Raw genomic sequence first — 18,158 nt, forward strand, 5'->3', positions numbered from 1 at the left:
AATTATACAGCTAAAGGCGCATAATGTTTAACCGTTTTGCGCTGCCGTAAACTTTCATAAACAGAGATAGTTAGCAGCAGCATGAGCATCGAGTACATGGTATCTTCCACGGGTATGGAAATTATCCGCAGGCCAAGGTTGTATTCATTGTTGTACCAGACAATAGGCAGGTACGTCAGTACGCCATTCACCAGCAGGAACGGCACCAGGTGCACAAGGTAAGCCAGGTAAAACCGGCCCAGGTAACGCGTTCCGAAGTAGCGCAGGTGTACCAGGTGCAGTACTACCAGCGCTGTGAAAGTAATAGAGGTATACAGCTCAGAAATATGAAAGACCGCGATAAGCGGCAGCACCAGCATCAGCCCCAATGCAATCGGCCTGGCATAGGGCTGCAGCAGGTCCTTCTGAATATAGGCATTCAGCACATCATAGATAAACACGCAGGCATATGGCACTGTGATAAAGAAAAGCACCTCCTCCAGTGGCAGGTTGAACAGGTAGATTCCCGTCAGATACTCCTCGTTAAATCCCCATACCCCTATATCAGTAAACCAGGCATCCCAGGCCATGAACACGATGGCATTTACAAGTATGGCCGGAAACAATGCCGGCCAGTTCTTATAAAACGCTACTTTCTTATCAAAAGACAGCAGCAGCGGGAAGAGTATGGTAAAAATATTGAGGTATAAGTAGATGTACATTTAGATGTTGATGTTGCGCAATACTTTCTTCTCGGCCTCCGTACAGTGGTCCTTTGTCAACATAAAGTCGCGTATGGTGCGTGCCAGCGGCTTCGACATACCGGAGTCAGGATAGGCCTTCAGGCTTTGTATGATCATTTCCTTGTCCTCCTCTACCTGCCCACTCAGGTTCAGGTAACGCGGAACGTAATGCTGCAGGGTAAAGCGCAGGAAACGTATCTCCGCATTGTCTTTATCCATTGCCACAGCGTCTTCAAAAATGGCGTTTGCGGTTTTCACCTGCTTCAGCTTACTGTAAGGGTTCCAAACATATTTGGCCATTACTGCCTCTGATGCTGCTTTATAAGCCAATAACAGGGGATCATTGTCGTTATAAGCACTCATTTTCTTATGAAACTGTAGCGCCACAGCTTCCTCTTTACTTGCCTGCAGGTACTGCAGGCGCAACTGTGATACATTGTAGCGGGTGCTATCGGCCCATACACTGCTGTGCAGTAGCACGAGCAGGAACAGGAAAGGGAGATTTTTTAACATGTATTAGAATACGTTTAGTCGGTACTTGAGATACGAGCCGAGCAGTAGTGCCAGCTTTGTATTGTCAGGTACTCTTACGCGCTCTTTCAGTATATGGGTTGCCGGAAGATTCTGTATCTTCCGGAAGAGCTTGAGGTAATATACATAGGCTAAATAAACGCCCATCCGCGCTGAACGTGGCAAAGCCATGATACCAGCGTATGCATCCTCAAAATCTCTCAGGATATCATTTTCGATCTCAACCTTACAGTCGTTGCTAAAGTTCATATATTCCACTTTCGGGAAATATACCCGGCCACGATCGTTGTAATCGCTCTTCATATCGCGGAGGAAGTTCACCTTCTGAAAGGCTGATCCCAGACTGGCAGCAGGCTTTTTCAGGCGCTCAAACATTTCCCTGTCCCCCTCACAGAACACCTTCAGGCACATCAGCCCCACCACCTCAGCCGAGCCATAAATATATTCTTTATAAAGCGAACGATCATACACATGGTCGTCCAGGTCCATCTCCATACTTTTCAGAAATGCCTCTATATACTCCTTATCAATATCATATTCTTTCACCACACACTGGAAAGCATGCAGCACCGGGTTCAGGCTAATGCCACTGTCAATTGCCTCGTACGTCTGCTTTTTAAAATCCGCCAGGAGATGTCGCTTATCAAAGTCATGAAAAGTATCCACTATCTCATCGGCCATCCGGACAAATCCATAGATCCCGTAGATGGGCATGTGAAACTTTTTATGCAACGTTTTAATACCCAATGTAAATGAGGTACTGTAAAATTCGGTGATGATCTTGCTGCACTTTAAGCAACATTCCTTAAATAGCTCCATGCACTAGTTGGTTTAGGGTACTCTATACTTTTACGGCTACGGGCGCTACATAGTCTTTCGCGACCTCCTTCGCCACCACCTGCCCTGAAATCAGGGACGGCGGCACCCCCGGACCGGGAACAGTTAACTGCCCTGTATAAAACAGGTTCTTTACTTTTTTGCTCTTCAGGCTTGGCTTCAGCAGCGCTGTCTGCATCAGGGTGTTGGCCAGCCCGTAGGCATTGCCTTTGAAAGCATTGTAGTCGTCTATAAAATCTTTGTGGGCGTAGCTGCGCTTGTATATAACAGAACCGCGGATGTCCTGTTTTGTTAATTTTTCCAGCCTGTCCATGACGAGGTGGTAGTATTTCTCCCTTATTTCCTCAGTATCCTGCAGGTCTGGCGCCACTGGTATCAGCACAAACAGGTTCTCGCAGCCTTCAGGCGCTACAGAGAGATCTGTAACAGAAGGAGCAGACACATAGAAAAGCGGCTTGTTTGGCCACTTGGGGTCTGTATATATTTCATGGGCATGCGGCCCGAAATCTTCATCAAAAAATAAATTGTGGTGCTGCAGGTTTTGCAGGCGCTTATTTACTCCGAGGTAAAACAGCAGCGACGAGGGCGCCATGACGCGCTTCTCCCAGTAATCATCAGAGTAGCTCTGGTAGGTCTTTGGCAACAGTTCTTTCTCTACATGGTGGTAATCAGCACTGGCTACCACCACATCCACCTCAAAAATATCAGTAGCTGTTAATACTTGCTTCGCGATGCCGTCCTGCACTTCGATGCGCTGCACATCCTGATCATACATAAACTTTACACCTTTCTCCTCAGCAAGCTTCACCATGCCCTCCACAATTTTGTGCATCCCACCCATCGGGTACCAGGTGCCCAAGCTAATATCAGCATAGTTCATCAGGCTGTAAAGCGCCGGTGTGTTTTGAGGCAAGGCTCCCAGGAAAAGTATCGGAAACTCCATCAGCTTGATAATTTTGTCATGGCTGAAGAAGCGGCGGATGTGTTTGTGAATAGACTGGAAAACATCCATGCGGAGCACATCCAGTAAAAGGCGGGGGCTCATGAACTCTGTAATAGACCTGCCAGGCTTGTAAACGAGCTGGTTAATGCCTACCTCGTACTTGTAAGCCGCCTGCTCCAGAAATTTGTCTAAGGCCACGGCACTGCCTTTTTCCAGGCTCTCAAACAGGGAGCGCAGCTTATCCATAGACGCCGGAATGTCCATGAAATCGTCTTCACCGAAAATAACGGTGTAAGACGGGTCCAGGCGTTTCAGGTCGTAATAGTCGGAGGTGCTTTTGCCGAAGCGGCCGAAATAAGAATCAAATACATCGGGCATCCAGTACCAACTGGGCCCCATGTCGTAGGTAAAACCCTCAGCAGAAAAGCTTCTGGCACGCCCCCCAGGGCTGCTGTTCTTCTCCAGTACCGTCACGTCATAGCCCTGATCAGCAAGGCAAGTTGCTGCCGACAGACCTGAGAAACCAGATCCAATCACGATTATCTTTTGTTGGGCCATGCAGGCAGCTACAGGTTTAAAATTGCCGTCTAGTTATCGAGATTATACACCTTAAGCGCATGCTTCAGCTCTTTGCGGGCAATGTGGATGCGGTTTTTCACGGTACCAATCGGGATATTCAGTTTCTCGGCTATCTCCAGATACTTAAAGCCTATGTAATACATCATAAAAGGCGTCCTGTGCTCTTCGCTCAGGTTGGCAATGGCTTTGTTTATATCATTCATGACGAAAGTTGCCATGCCTTTGTTTTGCGTGATGTAGCTTTCATCGGTGTTCAGGTACTGGAGGTACTCGTTGCTGTCGATGTTGCTGCTGCGCTTCGTGATTTTATTGTAGTTGTTGATAAACGTGTTACGCATGATGGTGTACAACCATGCCTTTAGGTTTGTACCGGACTTAAACTTATCACGGTTGGTAAGCGCTTTGAGCATTGTTTCCTGCACTAGGTCTTTGGCATCATCCGCATCCCTGGTTAGGTTCATTGCTACTGGCCGAAGCGACAGCGCTACATTTTGTACGAGGTTGTTGAATTCTATAGCAGTCATTTGTTTATACTTTTATGTGTAAAGCATAAACAAATATACGCAAATGCTTTAACTTCATCTAATTTTGTTGAGTGTATTTTCGATAAAACTTAAACAAAATAGACAAACACCTTATCCTAACCCGTGTATGTACTTATTTGTTAGGTAAAAAGCATGCACTAACAAAAAAAGCTCCTGACCCTGCCATACAAACGACAGGGACAGGAGCCCGGATTTCCAGGAAATTAAAATTTCTACTTTAATTTATCCAGCAGGTCCTGCATAGAGGAAAGGCGCTTGACATTTTCAGGGAAAACAAGAGAATCCTGTTGTGACTGATAGCCACACACATAGATTGTGCTTTCCGGGAAACGCTGGGAAAGATTGTTCAGATAAGACTGTACCTGGTCGCGTTCGGGCTGGCAGGTTAACACCGTACAGATGTACTCTGCCTGAAACTGCTCGTACGTCAGCTCCAGATCTTTGAACGGCAGGTTCTGCCCCAGGTATACCACATGCTGGTTATTCGCTCTCAGAATATAATTCATGTAGAGCAGCACCAACTCATGCAATTCACCTTCTGGCAGATACAATAAATATGTCGGGGATTCTTCTTTTCTGCGTAGTACCTGCCCATCTATGGCTACAATCAGTTTTTGCCTGATCAGGTTGCTTACAAAGTGCTCATGGGCTGGTGTAATATTATCTGTCTGCCACAGGATGCCGATCTTGTGCAGAAAGGGGTATACCACCTGCTCCATTGTCTGATGCAGCCCCAGTTGCAGGGTAGCCGTGGATAGTTGTTTCTCAAACTTCGCCTCGTCCATGTCGACCATGGCGGAGACAAGTATGCTAATATGGTGGGAAGACTCGCAGGGGGCATCACACAACTGCGACACCTTGTTTAATATTTGCTGAGGCTCCATCTGCGCTATCTTAGATATTTTAAAGCCCCGCTCATTCAGTACGGATATGTTCAGCAGCGATTTTAGGTCAGCATCGTCATAGTAACGGATGTTGGTGTCAGTGCGCTTAGGGTTTAGGATATTATAGCGTTGCTCCCATATTCGGATAGTATGCGCTTTAATTCCTGAGAGATGTTCAAGTTCTTTGATTGTGTACTGAGCCACGCTTTTCCTTGTTTTTAACTATTTCGTATGCTGTCTTGTAATACTGGGGTGCCACCCAAAGCATACCGAAAGACTCTGAGCCATCCTTTCTTTTTGTTTTATGATGCACCTTGTGCGCCATGTTTAAAGCTTTAAGGTAAACGTTAGACGAATTCCCAAAAACTTTGATGCGCCGGTGAATAAATACATCATGAATAAGAAAGTATGCCACGCCATAAAGGGTAACTCCTGCGCCAATCCAAAACCTGTAGTCGATAGGGTCGCTGCCAAAAATAAAGAACAGCATTGCTAACGTGCCATAATAGGCAAAAAACAGGTCATTTAGCTCGAAAGCATGATTATGACGTGTGTGGTGTGACTTGTGCAGGAACCATAAAAACCCGTGCAGCACATACTTGTGCATCACCCAGGCCACACCCTCCATCGCCACAAAAGTTATCAGCATGATACAGATACCTGTCAGCATACCCAAAGAACAGCAAGTTTAACGAATAGTTTTAAAAATTAAACAGAGGTTTACCAGTTTATTGGCTCCTTGTTAAGAAAAGCAGCAATACCGCGCTGGCAATCTTCGCTACCACGAGCCACGGCATTCATTTCAGCGGCATATTGCAGGCCTTCTTCCAAGCCCATTGCCTGCACGCGGGCAATCATTTCTTTGGTAACTTCCATCGACTGACGTGAATTCTCATTGCAGAGTTTTTGGGCGAAGGCAAATACCTGCTCTTCCAGTTCGGCGGCAGGCACTACATAATTTACCAGCCCGTAACGCTCTGCCTCTTCAGCTGAAATGAGGTCGCCGGTCAGCAGCATTTGCTTGGCTCTGGCCTCCCCTATCTTGCGCAGCAGGAAAACCTTTACAATGGCCGGAATAAAGCCAATTTTCACCTCAGTGTAGCCGAACTTTGCTTCAGGCACAGTAAACGAGAAATCACAGATAGCGGCCAGGCCACAGCCTCCTGCTATAGCATGCCCGTGTACTTGTGCTACAACTACTTTCTTCAACGTATAAATCTGGCGAAACAACTCCATCAGGTGTGTGGAATCAACCAGGTTCTCGTGGTAATTATTGCGCTGCAGGCGTTGCAGATACTCCAGGTCAGCACCGGCACAGAACACTTTCCCCTCCGCGCGCAGCACCACTACCTTACAGGTCTCGTCATCTTCTGCCATGGCAAAAGCACGCTTCAGTTCCAGCACCACCTCATAATTAAGGGCATTGCGTTTCTCGGCACGGGCAAGGGTGATATATCCTACGCGTTCTTTAACTTCGTAATGGACAAACTCCATCGTCCGCGTATCCAATGTATTTATCTGGTCATTCATGATTTCGTTCTCATTATCAAGTATAGGTATAGCTTAAAAAAGGCAGACATGGTTACACAAATACGCAAGCCATCTTATAAAGCTTTAGAAATTACACAGAAGTCGCTGCAAAACAGGTATTTTGTGCATAATTAACAAGTACAAAAAGCACACCACCTTCTGCGGTTTCTACTCTTTAGAAATGTCTAAACTGCTCATTACCAAATCATGTAAAGGAGGAATGTTTGATAAAACAAATTTGCTAACGGACGTTAGGCTACTTATATTTGAAAAATACATACAGGTACGATTGAGCAGAAAAAAACAAATAGAGCAAACGGCCACAGCGCTTTTTAAATCGAAAGGCTTTTCAGCTACGTCTATGCGTGACTTGGCTAATGCTTTGGGCATAGAGGCTGCCAGCATCTACTCGCATATCAAATCGAAAGAAGAGATTCTGCAGCGGGTATGCTTCCGGATGGCCGATGAGTTTTTTGAAGCCATAGACGCCGCAGAGGCAACAGCAGCCACGGCAACACAGCAGTTGCAGCAGGCCATTGCTGCCCACGTTCAGGTACTCACAAATAACACTGAGGCTTCTGCTGTATTCCTGCACGAATGGCGCCACCTGAGTGAGCCTTTTCACAGCCAGTTCCTATCGTTAAGAGACAAGTATGAGGCGCGCTTCCGCGGCATCATAAAGGCTGGTATTGAAAGCGGTGAGTTTACTGTTCCGGATGAGAAGTTTGCAGCATTAACTATCCTCTCCGGCCTGAACTGGATCCATACCTGGTATAAGCCCGAAGGCAAGATGACGCCAGCGGAAATTGCCCGCAACCTCTCGCTCATGCTGCTGATGGGATTAAAAACTAAAAAAGAAACAACTAACCTAATCTCACCTTAAAACACCCTTTGTAAACCAAACTTAATACGCCGGGCCTTCCTGGTCTGGCACTGTTACCAACAGCGAAGGCCCCGGCTATACCTATAGCCGGGGCCTTCGTTTTATCACCTCATTGCTTTTTTCAGCCTTCTATTTATTTTCTGCGCTGCCTAAATACATGCCACAACCGCTATAGCTTTTTCCCTTTGCTGTAACCCGAACGGTATATGGAGACACTCTGCCTGACATAGAATCTGTGCAGGGTGCCTCTGTCAGTTCTACCATCAGTTCACCTGCTTCTGTCTGCGTACGGTACTTTGTTGTTTTCCCTTCAGTAGATGGCTCTGGTACAGAACCTTTCAACTCTACCGTCTCAGAAGGGCGTGTCTTAAAGTAAACGCCATCCTCCAGGTCAATTTCCAACAGCCAACCGGGTTCATTACCCGTTGCCACAAAGTCTACCCCTACCCTCCGTTGGTCGCTGTTAAGCGGTGTGTTGTTATCTGTCAAAGCTGTGTCTCTCCTCAGGCGGTACATGTCTGCAATGGGAGTTTCGATGGGATTGCCACTTTCATCCAGCATGTTCAGTTCCCCCGCTGTAGACAGGTCAAATTTTGTACGTTCAGCGTTCTGGCTGCTCAACTCCAGCACACCCTCATCTGTGATGCGCCACGTACCAACCCGTATGTCAGAGTCAGTGGATTTGTTCTGATATACCCGGGTTTCTTCAAAGGTATTGTCCTCCCTTAGGTTGAGATCATAAACAATTCCGGGGCAGTCGATACAGGGAATAACGCCATGCCAGGTGCCAACAACATTAAACGGCATACTGTTCGGCAGCAAATCTCCTCCTACCGTCACGTCTACAGGTTCTGTTGGCAAAGATATTCCTGATGTGTTCGTTACTGGCTCGGTGGTACAAGCCGCGGTTACCCATAGGAGCAGCCCTATATAAATAGAAGTATAAGCTTTTTTCATACTTCTTTGTACGGCCTTACCTGCCATGCCGTTCATGTGGAGTATAAGCTGCGAACCAACTGGTACTAAAAAGCAAAAGCCCTGCATTCACATGCAAGGCTTTCTTCATCTTGTCTATTGCTTCTATATCTTCTCCATCTCCGCCTGCACAAAGTCAGCAAGGCTTCTGATGTAGTCTGTGCTGAAGTCGAATTTGATGCCGGCAGCCTCGTATACTTCTCCAATTGAGACGGTATAGCCCAGGCCCAGGGCACGCTTATAAGCAGCAAGCCCTTCGGCTGGATTCTCCTTGTAGTTTTTCCATACAGCAATAGCACCAAGCTGTGCCATGGCATACTCAATGTAGTAGAACGGCACTTCATAAATATGCAGCTGCTTCTGCCAGGTATACGGCTTGTACTGCTCCAGCCCATCCCAACTTACCAGCTTATGGTTAAAGTTTTCGAAAATATTCACCCACTCCTGGTGCCGTTGCGCTGCTGTCTGCTCCGGGTGCTCGTAAATCCAGTGCTGGAATTTATCTACCGTCGCCACCCACGGGAATGTTTCCAATACGCTCTCTAAATGGGTGCGTTTAGCACGGCGTAGTTCATCTTCATCCTCGAAAAACGTATCCCAGTTATCCATAGAAATCAGTTCCATCGACATAGAGGCCAGTTCTGCCACTTCGGATGGAGGATGCTTGAACGCGTTCAGGCTCATCTCACGTGTGAGGAAAGAGTGTACGGCGTGGCCTCCCTCATGCAGCATCGTAATCACGTCGCGCAGGCTGGAGGTAGCATTCATGAAGATAAAAGGCACCCCGATTTCATCCAGTGGGTAGTTATAGCCACCAGGTGCTTTCCCTTTCCTTGACTCCAGGTCCAGGTGCCCCATCTCCCGCATGGTAGCAAGGCAGTCACCCAGAAACGGGTCCAGGTTGTAAAACACCTGCACTGTTTTTTCCAGTAGTTCTTCCCCTTTCTGAAATGGCTCCAATGGTTTTTTACCGCTTGGGTCCACATCTAAATCCCACGGCCGTAGTTCGTCTAAGCCGAGTTTGGATTTGCGCTCCTCGTCTATTTTCGTGAGCAGGGGCACAATCGTTTCCTGTATGGACTGGTGAAAATCAAAACAGTCTTGCGGCGTATAGTCAAAGCGGCCCAGGGCAGCAAACATATAGTCACGGAAGTTCTTGAAATCTGCATTCAGGGCAACCTTGTTGCGCAACTGCAGCAGTTCATCAAAGAGGTTGTCCAGCTTCTGACGGTCTTCGTAACGGCGGTCCTGTATGGCTAGCCATGCTTTTTCGCGCACAGCCCGGTCTGTTTTCTTCAGCCGGTCAGCGGCACGCTGCAGCGTCATTTCCTCCCCATCCAGTGTAACCGTCATGGCTCCCGTAATGGCAGCATATTGTTGCTGCTTGGTGCTGATTTCTGTTTGCAGCGGGATGTTCTCTTCCCTAAAAATTTCCAATGCGCGCCCTACCCCACGCAGGTATATTTTATATTTTTCTTTATCAAGGCTGTTCACAAACGGCGATTGCATCAGCTTTAAGTTAAGCTCATGATCATAAGGTGCAATCTGAGGCTCAATCTCTGAAACAAAATACTGAAAAGCTTTCGTGGTCTCTTCATTTTGAGTGTCGCAGGTCATACGGATGTAGCGCCAGCCAAGGTCCTCTGACAGTACGCTTTCCAGCTCGCTACGGTCCTTCATCCACTTCTCCAACTCCTCTTCCGAATCTATTTCGCGCGCCTTCAGTTCCTCAAAGTATGGCTGCAACGTCTGCCACGATTCTATTTTAAAATTTTCCTCCAGGTATACCCTTGGCTTCCGTTTCGGAATTGCCAGATCGGTTGTTTGCATTGTTATATTGGCAAATATTTTGAAAAAACAATATGTCGGCTTCTTACGAAAGTACAATAAAAAAGCAGCGCTACAAATATTTATTTGTGCTGCGCTGCTTTTTTATACGATTTAAATCGCTTAGCCGATTTCGATTACCACATTACTTGTTAAAGGATGGCCCACGCAGTTCAGTACATAGCCTTCTTCCATCTCAGCGTCAGACAAACCATCACTCTCATCCAGGTGTACTTTTCCGCTGAGGCACTTGCCCCGGCAGGCGGTGCACAAGCCAGCCTGGCAGGAATAGGGCAGGTCAATATCCTGGTCCAGGGCTGCCTCCAGTATCGTTTTGTCAGGATTCACTTCTACAGTGTACTCTGCGCCCTCATATATAATTGTCACTGTTTGTGTTGTAATCTCTCCGTCATCCTCTGAGGAAGCCACTGTTCCATGCTGTGGCAGCAAGTCTTCTTCCTGCACCTGTAGTTTGCTGCTCACAAAGCTCTCCCGGAAAATCCGCTCTGCCGGCACATGCAATACATTCAGTGCATGCTGCACCTCCTGCATCATACCCTCAGGACCGCACATGAAATAAACAGTCTCCAGCGGCCTTGTCAACTGCAGGCGCTCCATAATCTTTAAGATTAAGCTTTGGTTCATGCGGCCGCGGTACTCGCAGTCATGCTTTGGCTGGCTATAGATGTATTCTACGTGCAGGCGGTTAGGGTTCTCTTCTACCAACTGTTGCAGCTGTTCTTTGAAAATTACTGTATACTCATCGCGGTTACCATACAGTAAAGTCACTTTGCTGTTTGGCTCCCCTGCCAGCACTGCCTTTAAAATAGACATAAGCGGTGTTATACCGCTGCCTGCGCCAAACAGCAACACCTGCCGTTGATTAGAGGAGGCACAGGTAAGACAGAAGTTACCCAATGGCTCCATCACCTTTACCTCCTGCCCTACCTGCAGGCGCTCTACGAGGTAGTTTGACACCAATCCTCCATCCACACGCTTTACCGTTACAGCAAGGCGCGGCGCTTCATGCGGGGTACTACTCAGGGAATAGGAACGGCGTACTTCTCTGCCATCTATGGGCAGAATCAGTGTCAGGAACTGCCCGGGCTTATAGGTGATATTTATTTTATCTGGATGCTCAAAATGAATGGTAATGGCGTCCGGGGTTTCTCTTATGATATCTACAACCTTCAGGTTGAGGTAGGGGCTACTCATGCTCGTACTGTATTTGCGCTAAATTGTCTTGCCTAAAAACTGCATTCAATCCTGAAAGTTACAACAATCCGGCCCGTTATAAGAAAATTGCGTATAGAAAGTGGCCATACAGGAAATAATTCATAAAAAGAATAACATTTTTTATGAATATTAGTTGTAATAGATATAAAAAAAGCTGCAACTTTACAGAACGCTGCGTCTGCAGTAGAGCAACATGCTTTCTGCCTATGCCCCCTTACCGGTCCTTTGTATTAATGAAAACAACATGCTGTACAAACTAACCCTCAAAAACTGTGAAAAAACAGTAGTCGTAGACGACAGAACCTACGAGTACATCCAGAAAAATGTGTACCTGCAACAGATTGAATTTCTGAAGCACTTACGCATCCACTCCAACGGCTATGCCTTCTTCCAAAAGAACTGGCCTCTCAAAAACGGCAAGTACCGCAACGAGACGATTTACCTGCATAAAATGATTGGGGAGCAACTGCTCAAGAAAACAGAAAGTGACCTGAAACTGTATGTGCATTTTAAGAACGGGAACAAACTGGATTGCCGCCTCGATAATTTGGAATGGGCACCGCTTTGTAAAATTGTTCGAAACACCTCTAAAACAGGCAATAAACTGGGTGTACGGGGTGTGCACAAGGAGGCACAAAAGTACCGCGCCATCATTCATTTTAACAAGCAGCGTATAAACCTGGGCACCTTCGAAACACTGCAGGAAGCAGCCTCTGCTTACAGCAAGAAGTCTGAGGAGCTATTTGGCAAAACAAAAAGCCTCAAAACGCTCACCAAGCTTGTAGAGGAAGAGGCTGTCAGTCGAGAACTTGTTTAAATATTTTTGTTGAGCGGGAAAAGGGTGATTTCAGAATCTGACGTCGCGTATTCTTGCTTTCAGAACAAAATATAAACAAGCCCTGAATTTCTGCTTATACTTGCAGGAGGCTTTTTTTTACCCTCCTCCATCTTATGAACCAATCATCAAATCTTAGCGAAATACTAAGCCGGCACAGCCATGCCTTTGTCCCCGTACTCGACGCTGACTTGAATACCGAGAATGCTTGTGCGTTAGATTTTACGGCAGCCAACACGCTGCTGCAACACACAGACTTGCAGGACACTGTAGCTTTTAACGCGGCTGTGCAGCAGATGCTACAGGCAAAAGGGGCTACTGTGGGCTTGGGCGGCTATTTAGAAGACCGGTTTATTTACCAGCGCAGCCAGCATTTTGATGTAGCCTCTCAAAGCAGGAACCTCCATCTTGGTGTAGATGTCTGGATAGAGGCAGGTACGGCAGTTTTCACTCCTTTAGATGCTGTCGTTCACTCATTCGCGGACAACAATAATTTCGGCGACTATGGCCCCACTATCATCCTGCAACACGAATTGGAAGGCCTAACTTTTTACACCCTTTACGGTCACCTGACCCGCTCTTCGTTAGAAGGGCTGCAAGTGGGGAAGCATTTTGTAAAAGGAGATAAAACTGCAGAGGTTGGCCCCTTCCCGGAAAACGGGCACTGGCCCCCGCACCTGCACTTCCAGGTGATGGCATCTATGGAAGGTAAAGCGGGTGACTTTCCGGGCGTGGCGACAACGGCAGAAAAAGAAAAGTACCAGCTGCTTTGCCCAAACCCGAACCTGATACTGCAGTCCCGACACCTGGCATAAGCTTGCGTATCCCCTGATTTTTAAGTAAAATTGCCACCTTTTGGCGCTGCTTTCGCTGGCAGCGCCTTTTATTTTTACTTTTCAAAACATGTAGAATATGGTACTTGACATTGATTCCATTCGCGAGATGGTGCTAAACTTTGCCATGCTGTATGGCCTGAAGCTTGTTGTGGCCATTGTGATTCTGATGATTGGTGCCTGGGTGGTGAGGCGCTTGAACAGGCTGCTGCAAAGCCTGATGCTTCGCAAAGGTGTAGATGAGTCACTGCGGCCTTTTTTAGGGAGCATCATCAACATAGCGCTGTGGGTACTGCTGATTGTGCTGGTGGTGGCGCAACTGGGCCTGGAGATGACCTCCTTTATCGCTGTGCTGGGATCTGCCGGCTTGGCCATTGGTTTGGCGCTGCAGGGTAGCCTTTCCAATTTTGCCGGTGGCGTATTGATACTGACCATCAAGCCATTCAGGGTAGGAGACTTTATTGAGGCGCAGGGGCAAATGGGCACTGTGCACCTGATTAACATCTTCAATACCGTTATAAAAACGGGTAATAACCAGGTTATCTACATGCCTAACGGCCCGCTGGCCTCCAGCGTAGTTATCAATTACTCTGTGGAGCCGACACGCCGGATGGAACTTAACCTTGTTATCAGCCCGGAGAATGATTTAGCCGCTGTAAAACGAATACTCCAGAGCCTCATTGACTCTGATCCACGGATTTTGGCCGATCCTGACCCAGTCATTGCGGTAACAGCTTTCACAGAGTATTCTTTAACCATCAGCATGCGCCTTTGGGCAAAAAAGGAAGAGTTCTGGCCCCTAAACTGGGAGATGAACGAGCGGGTAAAAATAGCCTTTGAGGAAAATGGCGTGAAAGCCCCGGCACCCATACAGAAACGGGAAGTGGTTGCCGTACAGCAGAACAGCAGACCTTAAGACTGATTTACCTCCTTATAAAGCAAAGGCCCCGTGTAACAGCGGGGCCTTTGCTTTATGGCAGGAAGAGATTCATTTATACTGCAATATCAGCTTAGTCAAACTTTATTGCCTTCACTGGCTTTACACGGGCCACCATGGCCGCAGGGATCAGAATGGCCAGCATGGTGAGCAGTAGCGTGATGACATTCAAGCCTATAATTATGCCTGCATTCCAGCTGATAGGGACTGTATCCATGTAATAGTTCTCCGGATCAAGCGGGATAACTTTAAAGTAGTACTGGATAGCACAGAAACCGAGGCCAATGATGTTTCCCCAGATTAGGCCTTTGATGGTAAGTTTTAGGCCCCGGAAGTAGAAGACCTGTCGGATCTGAGCATCGGTGGCGCCTACCGCCTTCAGTACCCCAATCATATTGATCCGCTCAATAATCATGATGAAGACTGTAGACACCATGTTAAACGAAGCTACAAAAATGATAAGTACCAGAAAAATAATGACGTTTTTTCGCAGCAGCTTCAGCCAGTCAAACAGCTGCGCGTGGCGGTCTGTGATTTTCTCCAGTTGCAAATCGTAGTTCATCTGGTCAAACACCTGGTCTGCCGCCTGGTCTATCTGCTCAAAGTCCTTCAGCACAATCTCGATGCCCCCGACCAGGGTGTCGGGCCAGTTATTCAGTTCCCGGATCAGTTCAATATCCCCGATTACAAAAACTTCATCAAACTCCTCCAGGCCTGTATTGAAAATGCCTTTTACCTGCAACTTCCGGGCACGCGGCGGATTTTGGATAAAATAGAATATAGCCTCATCGCCCACTTTCAGGCTCAGTTTGTTTGCTACGCTCTGGCTGATGAGAACCTCTTTTGATGATGTTGAGTCGTTGTAAGTAATCAGCTCACCGGACTTCAGGTTCTGCTGCATAGAGCTTAGGTCGTAGTCTTCTCCTACTCCTTTAAGCACCACACCCAGCACCTCTTCTTCTGTTTTAATGATAGCTGTTTTGCGGGCAAAGGCCTGAATCCGCTGGATTCCTGCCACAGAATCAGCCACGCCGATGTTCCTGCTGATAGGCGCCCCTTCCAGCGAATTATTGGTATCGTACTTGCTTACCTGCAGGTGTGCCCCGAAAGAAAAAATCTTCTGCCTGATTTCGTCCCGGAAGCCTTCCAGAATCGCAAATGAAACGATCATGATAGCAATGCCTGCAGCTATGCTGATTATTGCTATTTTTGTAACCGACGATGTAAATGAGCCGGTCTGCACTTCTGATATTTTATCAGATATGTATTTGGAGATATTCACTCGCCTTATTTTATAACAGCCTTAAAGATAGGTATGAAATTTGACTTCTACCTTATATGACGATGACACAGCCCATGCTTATACTTTATACTACGTTTCTGCTGGCCCTGGGCAACTGCGCCCCTAAACAAACGCCTGCCACAGCACCACAAGCCCAGCCTGTTGAGGTAACAACTGCTGAGCCTGCTCCAGCACCACAAGCCAAGCCCCTGCAAACAGGCGCAGAGCAACTGGAACTGTACCTGCCCCAACTGAAGGGCAAGCGCGTGGGCTTGGTGGTTAATCAAACGTCCGTTGTTGGCCAAACGCATCTAGTAGATACCTTGTTGAGCCGGGGCGTTGATGTGGTAACAATTTTCGCGCCGGAGCACGGCTTTCGCGGCGAGGCTGATGCAGGAGCTCATGTAAAAGACGCCAAAGATATCAGGACAGGCCTTCCTATTATTTCGCTTTACGGCAAGAACAAAAAGCCATCAGCAGAGCAGGTAAAAGACCTGGATGTACTGGTATTCGATATTCAGGATGTGGGCGCACGCTTCTATACTTACATCAGCACCATGCATTATGTGATGGAGGCTGCCGCCGAAAACAATAAGCCTGTGCTGGTGCTGGACCGCCCGAATCCGAACGGTCACTACGTAGATGGCCCGGTGCTGGAAAAAGAGCAGCAGTCGTTTGTGGGCATGCACCCTATTCCGATTGTGCATGGCCTGACGGTGGGAGAACTGGCTGAGATGATAAACGGCGAAAAATGGCTGGAGGGGCAGCGGCAAGCAGACCTGACGGTGGTGCCGGTGGCGAATTACACGCACAATACCGCATACATTCTGCCTGTCAAGCCTTCTCCCAATCTACCGAATGCCCAGGCTATTACACTATATCCTTCCATCTGCCTGTTTGAGGGAACGAACGTGAGTGTCGGCCGTGGCACACCTGCCCCGTTTCAGGTAATTGGCAGCCCAAACTACACCGATAAAACTTTTAAGTTTGTACCCGAAAGTACTCCTGGAGCTACAAACCCGCCTCATAAAGGAGTAGCCTGCTACGGCATGGATTTAACTGATCCGGCTAAAGCGCAACCTTTTACACTGGCTTTCCTGCAGGAGATGTATAAGAACTCCACTCAGAAAGACAAGTTCTTCAACAACTTCTTTGAGAAACTGGCAGGCACCAGCAAGCTGCGGGAGCAGATAAAGTCCGGTAAGACAGAAGCAGAGATACGCGCCAGTTGGGAGCCAGCCCTTTCAAACTATAAGGCCCTGCGGGAGCAATACCTGCTTTATCCTGAAAAAAACTAAGATGACCAGAGATTTACGAATCGTGTTTATGGGTACCCCGGATTTTGCCGTGCCTACCCTGCAAACACTTGTGGAACATAAATACGATGTAGTAGCCGTTATCACAGCGCCGGACAGACCATCTGGCCGGGGGCAGAAGCTACACCAGTCACCAGTAAAGGAGTATGCTGTGGCGCAAAACATACCAGTGCTGCAGCCTACCAACTTGAAATCTGAAGCTTTTCTGGACGAACTTCGAAGTTACCAGGCAAACCTACAGATTATTGTAGCATTCCGGATGCTGCCGGAGGTGGTGTGGGCAATGCCCGAACTAGGAACATTCAATATTCACGGCTCATTGCTGCCGCAGTATCGTGGGGCTGCCCCCATCAACTGGGCTATTATCAATGGGGAGAAAGAAACAGGCGTTACTTCCTTTTTCCTGAAACACGAAATTGACACGGGCGACCTTATCTTCCAGGAGCGGGTGCCTATTTTGGAGGAAGATGATTTCGGCTCTGTGTATGAGAAGTTAAAGTACGAAGGAGCCAGGCTAGCCTTGCGCACCGTGCAGGCCATTGAGCGGGACGAGGTGCAGCCGCAGCCACAGGTTACTTCTGCCGAAACAAAGCATGCTCCTAAGATTTTCAAAGAAACCTGTGAGATAAACTGGAACCAGCCAGCCTACGAGGTCCGAAACTTTATACGTGGCCTTAGCCCCTACCCCGCCGCCTGGACTCGTTTTGATGATAAGACTTTTAAAATTTTCAAGACAGAGGTGCTGGACAATACAGCTTATGGTTTAGCGCCCGGCCAGATAAATACTGACAACAAAACGTTTCTGCATGTGCAAACTACTGATGGCGCTCTTGCAGTGCTTGACCTGCAGATGGAAGGCAAAAAACGCATGCCGGTTCAGAATTTATTAAGAGGTTATACTTTTAACGCATAGATAGATGATAGCGATAGTAGTAGCCGCCGCTGAGAATAACGTCATCGGGAAAGACAATGGGTTAATCTGGCACCTCCCAGCCGACCTGCGCCACTTCAAACAAATCACCATGGGCCACCCAATGCTGATGGGTCGGAAAACCTTTGAATCTATTGGCAAACCTCTGCCCGGCCGTACCTCCATCATCATCACTACTCAAAAAGATTATTTGGCAGAAGGATGTATAGTAACACATTCCGTGCAGGAGGCAATTGAGCAGGCAAATGCTTTGGATGAAGAAGTCTGCATCATTGGTGGCGCTGAGGTTTACAGTCAGGCACTTCCCCTTACAGACACAATTTATCTTACCCGCATCCATCATACTTTTGAGGGAGATGTTTTTTTCCCTGAACTAAAGGAAGAAGAATGGGAAACGGTGGAGCAAGAGCACCACGAACCAGACGAGAAAAATAAGTACAGTTACAGTTTCATTACTTTGAAAAGAAAGTGATTTCTGCAGAACCCTCGTCGGAATGACGAGATCCTACAGAAATAAAGCAAGAGGGGCAGC

At 47.5% G+C, this 18,158-nt stretch carries 19 protein-coding genes; 7 read left to right on the plus strand and 12 right to left on the minus strand.

The window, feature by feature from the left end; genetic code table 11:
• Window positions 1-2: 2 nt before the first annotated feature.
• The 8 genes from ACFS7Z_RS09105 to ACFS7Z_RS09140 all read right to left on the minus strand — a co-directional run bounded on the left by ACFS7Z_RS09105 (window position 3) and on the right by ACFS7Z_RS09140 (window position 6,535).
• Window positions 3-701 carry a lycopene cyclase domain-containing protein gene (locus ACFS7Z_RS09105; protein ID WP_377483588.1) on the minus strand — a complete coding sequence of 233 codons (699 nt, stop codon included), beginning with the start codon at window positions 699-701 and terminating at the stop codon, window positions 3-5.
• Window positions 702-1,235, minus strand: coding sequence for a hypothetical protein (locus ACFS7Z_RS09110; protein ID WP_377483590.1), 534 nt, complete (start codon window positions 1,233-1,235; stop codon window positions 702-704).
• 3 nt (window positions 1,236-1,238) lie between these two features.
• The gene (locus ACFS7Z_RS09115; RefSeq protein WP_377483593.1) at window positions 1,239-2,072 is read right to left on the minus strand and encodes a phytoene/squalene synthase family protein; all 834 of its coding nucleotides are present in this window, start codon (window positions 2,070-2,072) and stop codon (window positions 1,239-1,241) included.
• A 22-nt stretch (window positions 2,073-2,094) separates the two neighbouring features.
• Window positions 2,095-3,591 (minus strand): phytoene desaturase family protein, encoded by a 1,497-nt coding sequence (locus tag ACFS7Z_RS09120; RefSeq protein WP_377483595.1) that lies wholly within the window; start codon window positions 3,589-3,591, stop codon window positions 2,095-2,097.
• Window positions 3,592-3,620: 29 nt separating this feature from the next.
• Complete coding sequence (locus ACFS7Z_RS09125) at window positions 3,621-4,136, minus strand: RNA polymerase sigma factor (protein ID WP_377483598.1); 516 nt, start codon at window positions 4,134-4,136, stop codon at window positions 3,621-3,623.
• 233 nt (window positions 4,137-4,369) lie between these two features.
• Complete coding sequence (locus ACFS7Z_RS09130) at window positions 4,370-5,245, minus strand: MerR family transcriptional regulator (protein WP_377483600.1); 876 nt, start codon at window positions 5,243-5,245, stop codon at window positions 4,370-4,372.
• Window positions 5,217-5,690: a fatty acid hydroxylase gene (locus tag ACFS7Z_RS09135; RefSeq protein WP_377483603.1), complete on the minus strand. Its 474-nt coding sequence runs from the start codon at window positions 5,688-5,690 to the stop codon at window positions 5,217-5,219. Before ACFS7Z_RS09135 ends, ACFS7Z_RS09130 begins: the two co-directional genes overlap by 29 nt.
• Window positions 5,691-5,761: 71 nt before the next feature.
• Complete coding sequence (locus tag ACFS7Z_RS09140) at window positions 5,762-6,535, minus strand: enoyl-CoA hydratase/isomerase family protein (RefSeq protein ID WP_377483789.1); 774 nt, start codon at window positions 6,533-6,535, stop codon at window positions 5,762-5,764.
• 325 nt (window positions 6,536-6,860) lie between these two features.
• On the opposite strand from ACFS7Z_RS09140, the gene ACFS7Z_RS09145 reads away from it, so the two are divergent.
• The gene (locus ACFS7Z_RS09145) at window positions 6,861-7,454 is read left to right on the plus strand and encodes a TetR/AcrR family transcriptional regulator (RefSeq protein ID WP_377483605.1); all 594 of its coding nucleotides are present in this window, start codon (window positions 6,861-6,863) and stop codon (window positions 7,452-7,454) included.
• Window positions 7,455-7,583: 129 nt separating this feature from the next.
• Here ACFS7Z_RS09145 and ACFS7Z_RS09150 read toward each other — a convergent pair whose 3' ends face one another.
• The 3 genes from ACFS7Z_RS09150 to ACFS7Z_RS09160 all read right to left on the minus strand — a co-directional run bounded on the left by ACFS7Z_RS09150 (window position 7,584) and on the right by ACFS7Z_RS09160 (window position 11,471).
• Window positions 7,584-8,411, minus strand: a complete 828-nt coding sequence (locus ACFS7Z_RS09150; protein ID WP_377483607.1) for a copper resistance protein NlpE N-terminal domain-containing protein — start codon at window positions 8,409-8,411, stop codon at window positions 7,584-7,586.
• A gap of 123 nt (window positions 8,412-8,534) precedes the next feature.
• On the minus strand, window positions 8,535-10,259 hold the full coding sequence (locus ACFS7Z_RS09155; RefSeq protein WP_377483609.1) for a M3 family oligoendopeptidase: 1,725 nt from the start codon (window positions 10,257-10,259) through the stop codon (window positions 8,535-8,537).
• Window positions 10,260-10,379: 120 nt separating this feature from the next.
• On the minus strand, window positions 10,380-11,471 hold the full coding sequence (locus tag ACFS7Z_RS09160; RefSeq protein WP_377483612.1) for a 2Fe-2S iron-sulfur cluster-binding protein: 1,092 nt from the start codon (window positions 11,469-11,471) through the stop codon (window positions 10,380-10,382).
• A gap of 265 nt (window positions 11,472-11,736) precedes the next feature.
• Here ACFS7Z_RS09160 and ACFS7Z_RS09165 point away from each other — a divergent pair, with 265 nt between their 5' ends.
• From ACFS7Z_RS09165 to ACFS7Z_RS09175, 3 genes are all read left to right on the plus strand, one after another.
• A complete protein-coding gene (locus ACFS7Z_RS09165) occupies window positions 11,737-12,309 on the plus strand; it encodes an HNH endonuclease (RefSeq protein ID WP_377483614.1) in 573 nt (190 codons plus the stop codon).
• Between the two features lie 134 nt (window positions 12,310-12,443).
• Window positions 12,444-13,142, plus strand: a complete 699-nt coding sequence (locus ACFS7Z_RS09170; RefSeq protein ID WP_377483616.1) for a peptidoglycan DD-metalloendopeptidase family protein — start codon at window positions 12,444-12,446, stop codon at window positions 13,140-13,142.
• 97 nt (window positions 13,143-13,239) lie between these two features.
• Window positions 13,240-14,076 (plus strand): mechanosensitive ion channel family protein, encoded by an 837-nt coding sequence (locus ACFS7Z_RS09175; protein WP_377483618.1) that lies wholly within the window; start codon window positions 13,240-13,242, stop codon window positions 14,074-14,076.
• Window positions 14,077-14,170: 94 nt separating this feature from the next.
• On the opposite strand, the gene ACFS7Z_RS09180 is transcribed toward ACFS7Z_RS09175, so the two are convergent.
• Window positions 14,171-15,379, minus strand: a complete 1,209-nt coding sequence (locus tag ACFS7Z_RS09180) for an ABC transporter permease (protein ID WP_377483620.1) — start codon at window positions 15,377-15,379, stop codon at window positions 14,171-14,173.
• Window positions 15,380-15,441: 62 nt separating this feature from the next.
• Between ACFS7Z_RS09180 and ACFS7Z_RS09185 the strand changes: the two genes are divergently transcribed.
• The 3 genes from ACFS7Z_RS09185 to ACFS7Z_RS09195 are packed head-to-tail and all read left to right on the plus strand — an operon-like array spanning window position 15,442 to window position 18,098.
• Window positions 15,442-16,677, plus strand: a complete 1,236-nt coding sequence (locus tag ACFS7Z_RS09185) for an exo-beta-N-acetylmuramidase NamZ family protein (RefSeq protein WP_377483622.1) — start codon at window positions 15,442-15,444, stop codon at window positions 16,675-16,677.
• 1 nt (window position 16,678) lies between these two features.
• Window positions 16,679-17,608 carry a methionyl-tRNA formyltransferase gene (fmt, locus tag ACFS7Z_RS09190; RefSeq protein ID WP_377483625.1) on the plus strand — a complete coding sequence of 310 codons (930 nt, stop codon included), beginning with the start codon at window positions 16,679-16,681 and terminating at the stop codon, window positions 17,606-17,608.
• Window positions 17,609-17,612: 4 nt separating this feature from the next.
• The gene (locus ACFS7Z_RS09195) at window positions 17,613-18,098 is read left to right on the plus strand and encodes a dihydrofolate reductase (RefSeq protein ID WP_377483627.1); all 486 of its coding nucleotides are present in this window, start codon (window positions 17,613-17,615) and stop codon (window positions 18,096-18,098) included.
• Window positions 18,099-18,158: the final 60 nt, after the last annotated feature.

It is taken from the genome of Pontibacter toksunensis, assembly GCF_042686245.1.
Lineage (GTDB): Bacteria > Bacteroidota > Bacteroidia > Cytophagales > Hymenobacteraceae > Pontibacter > Pontibacter toksunensis.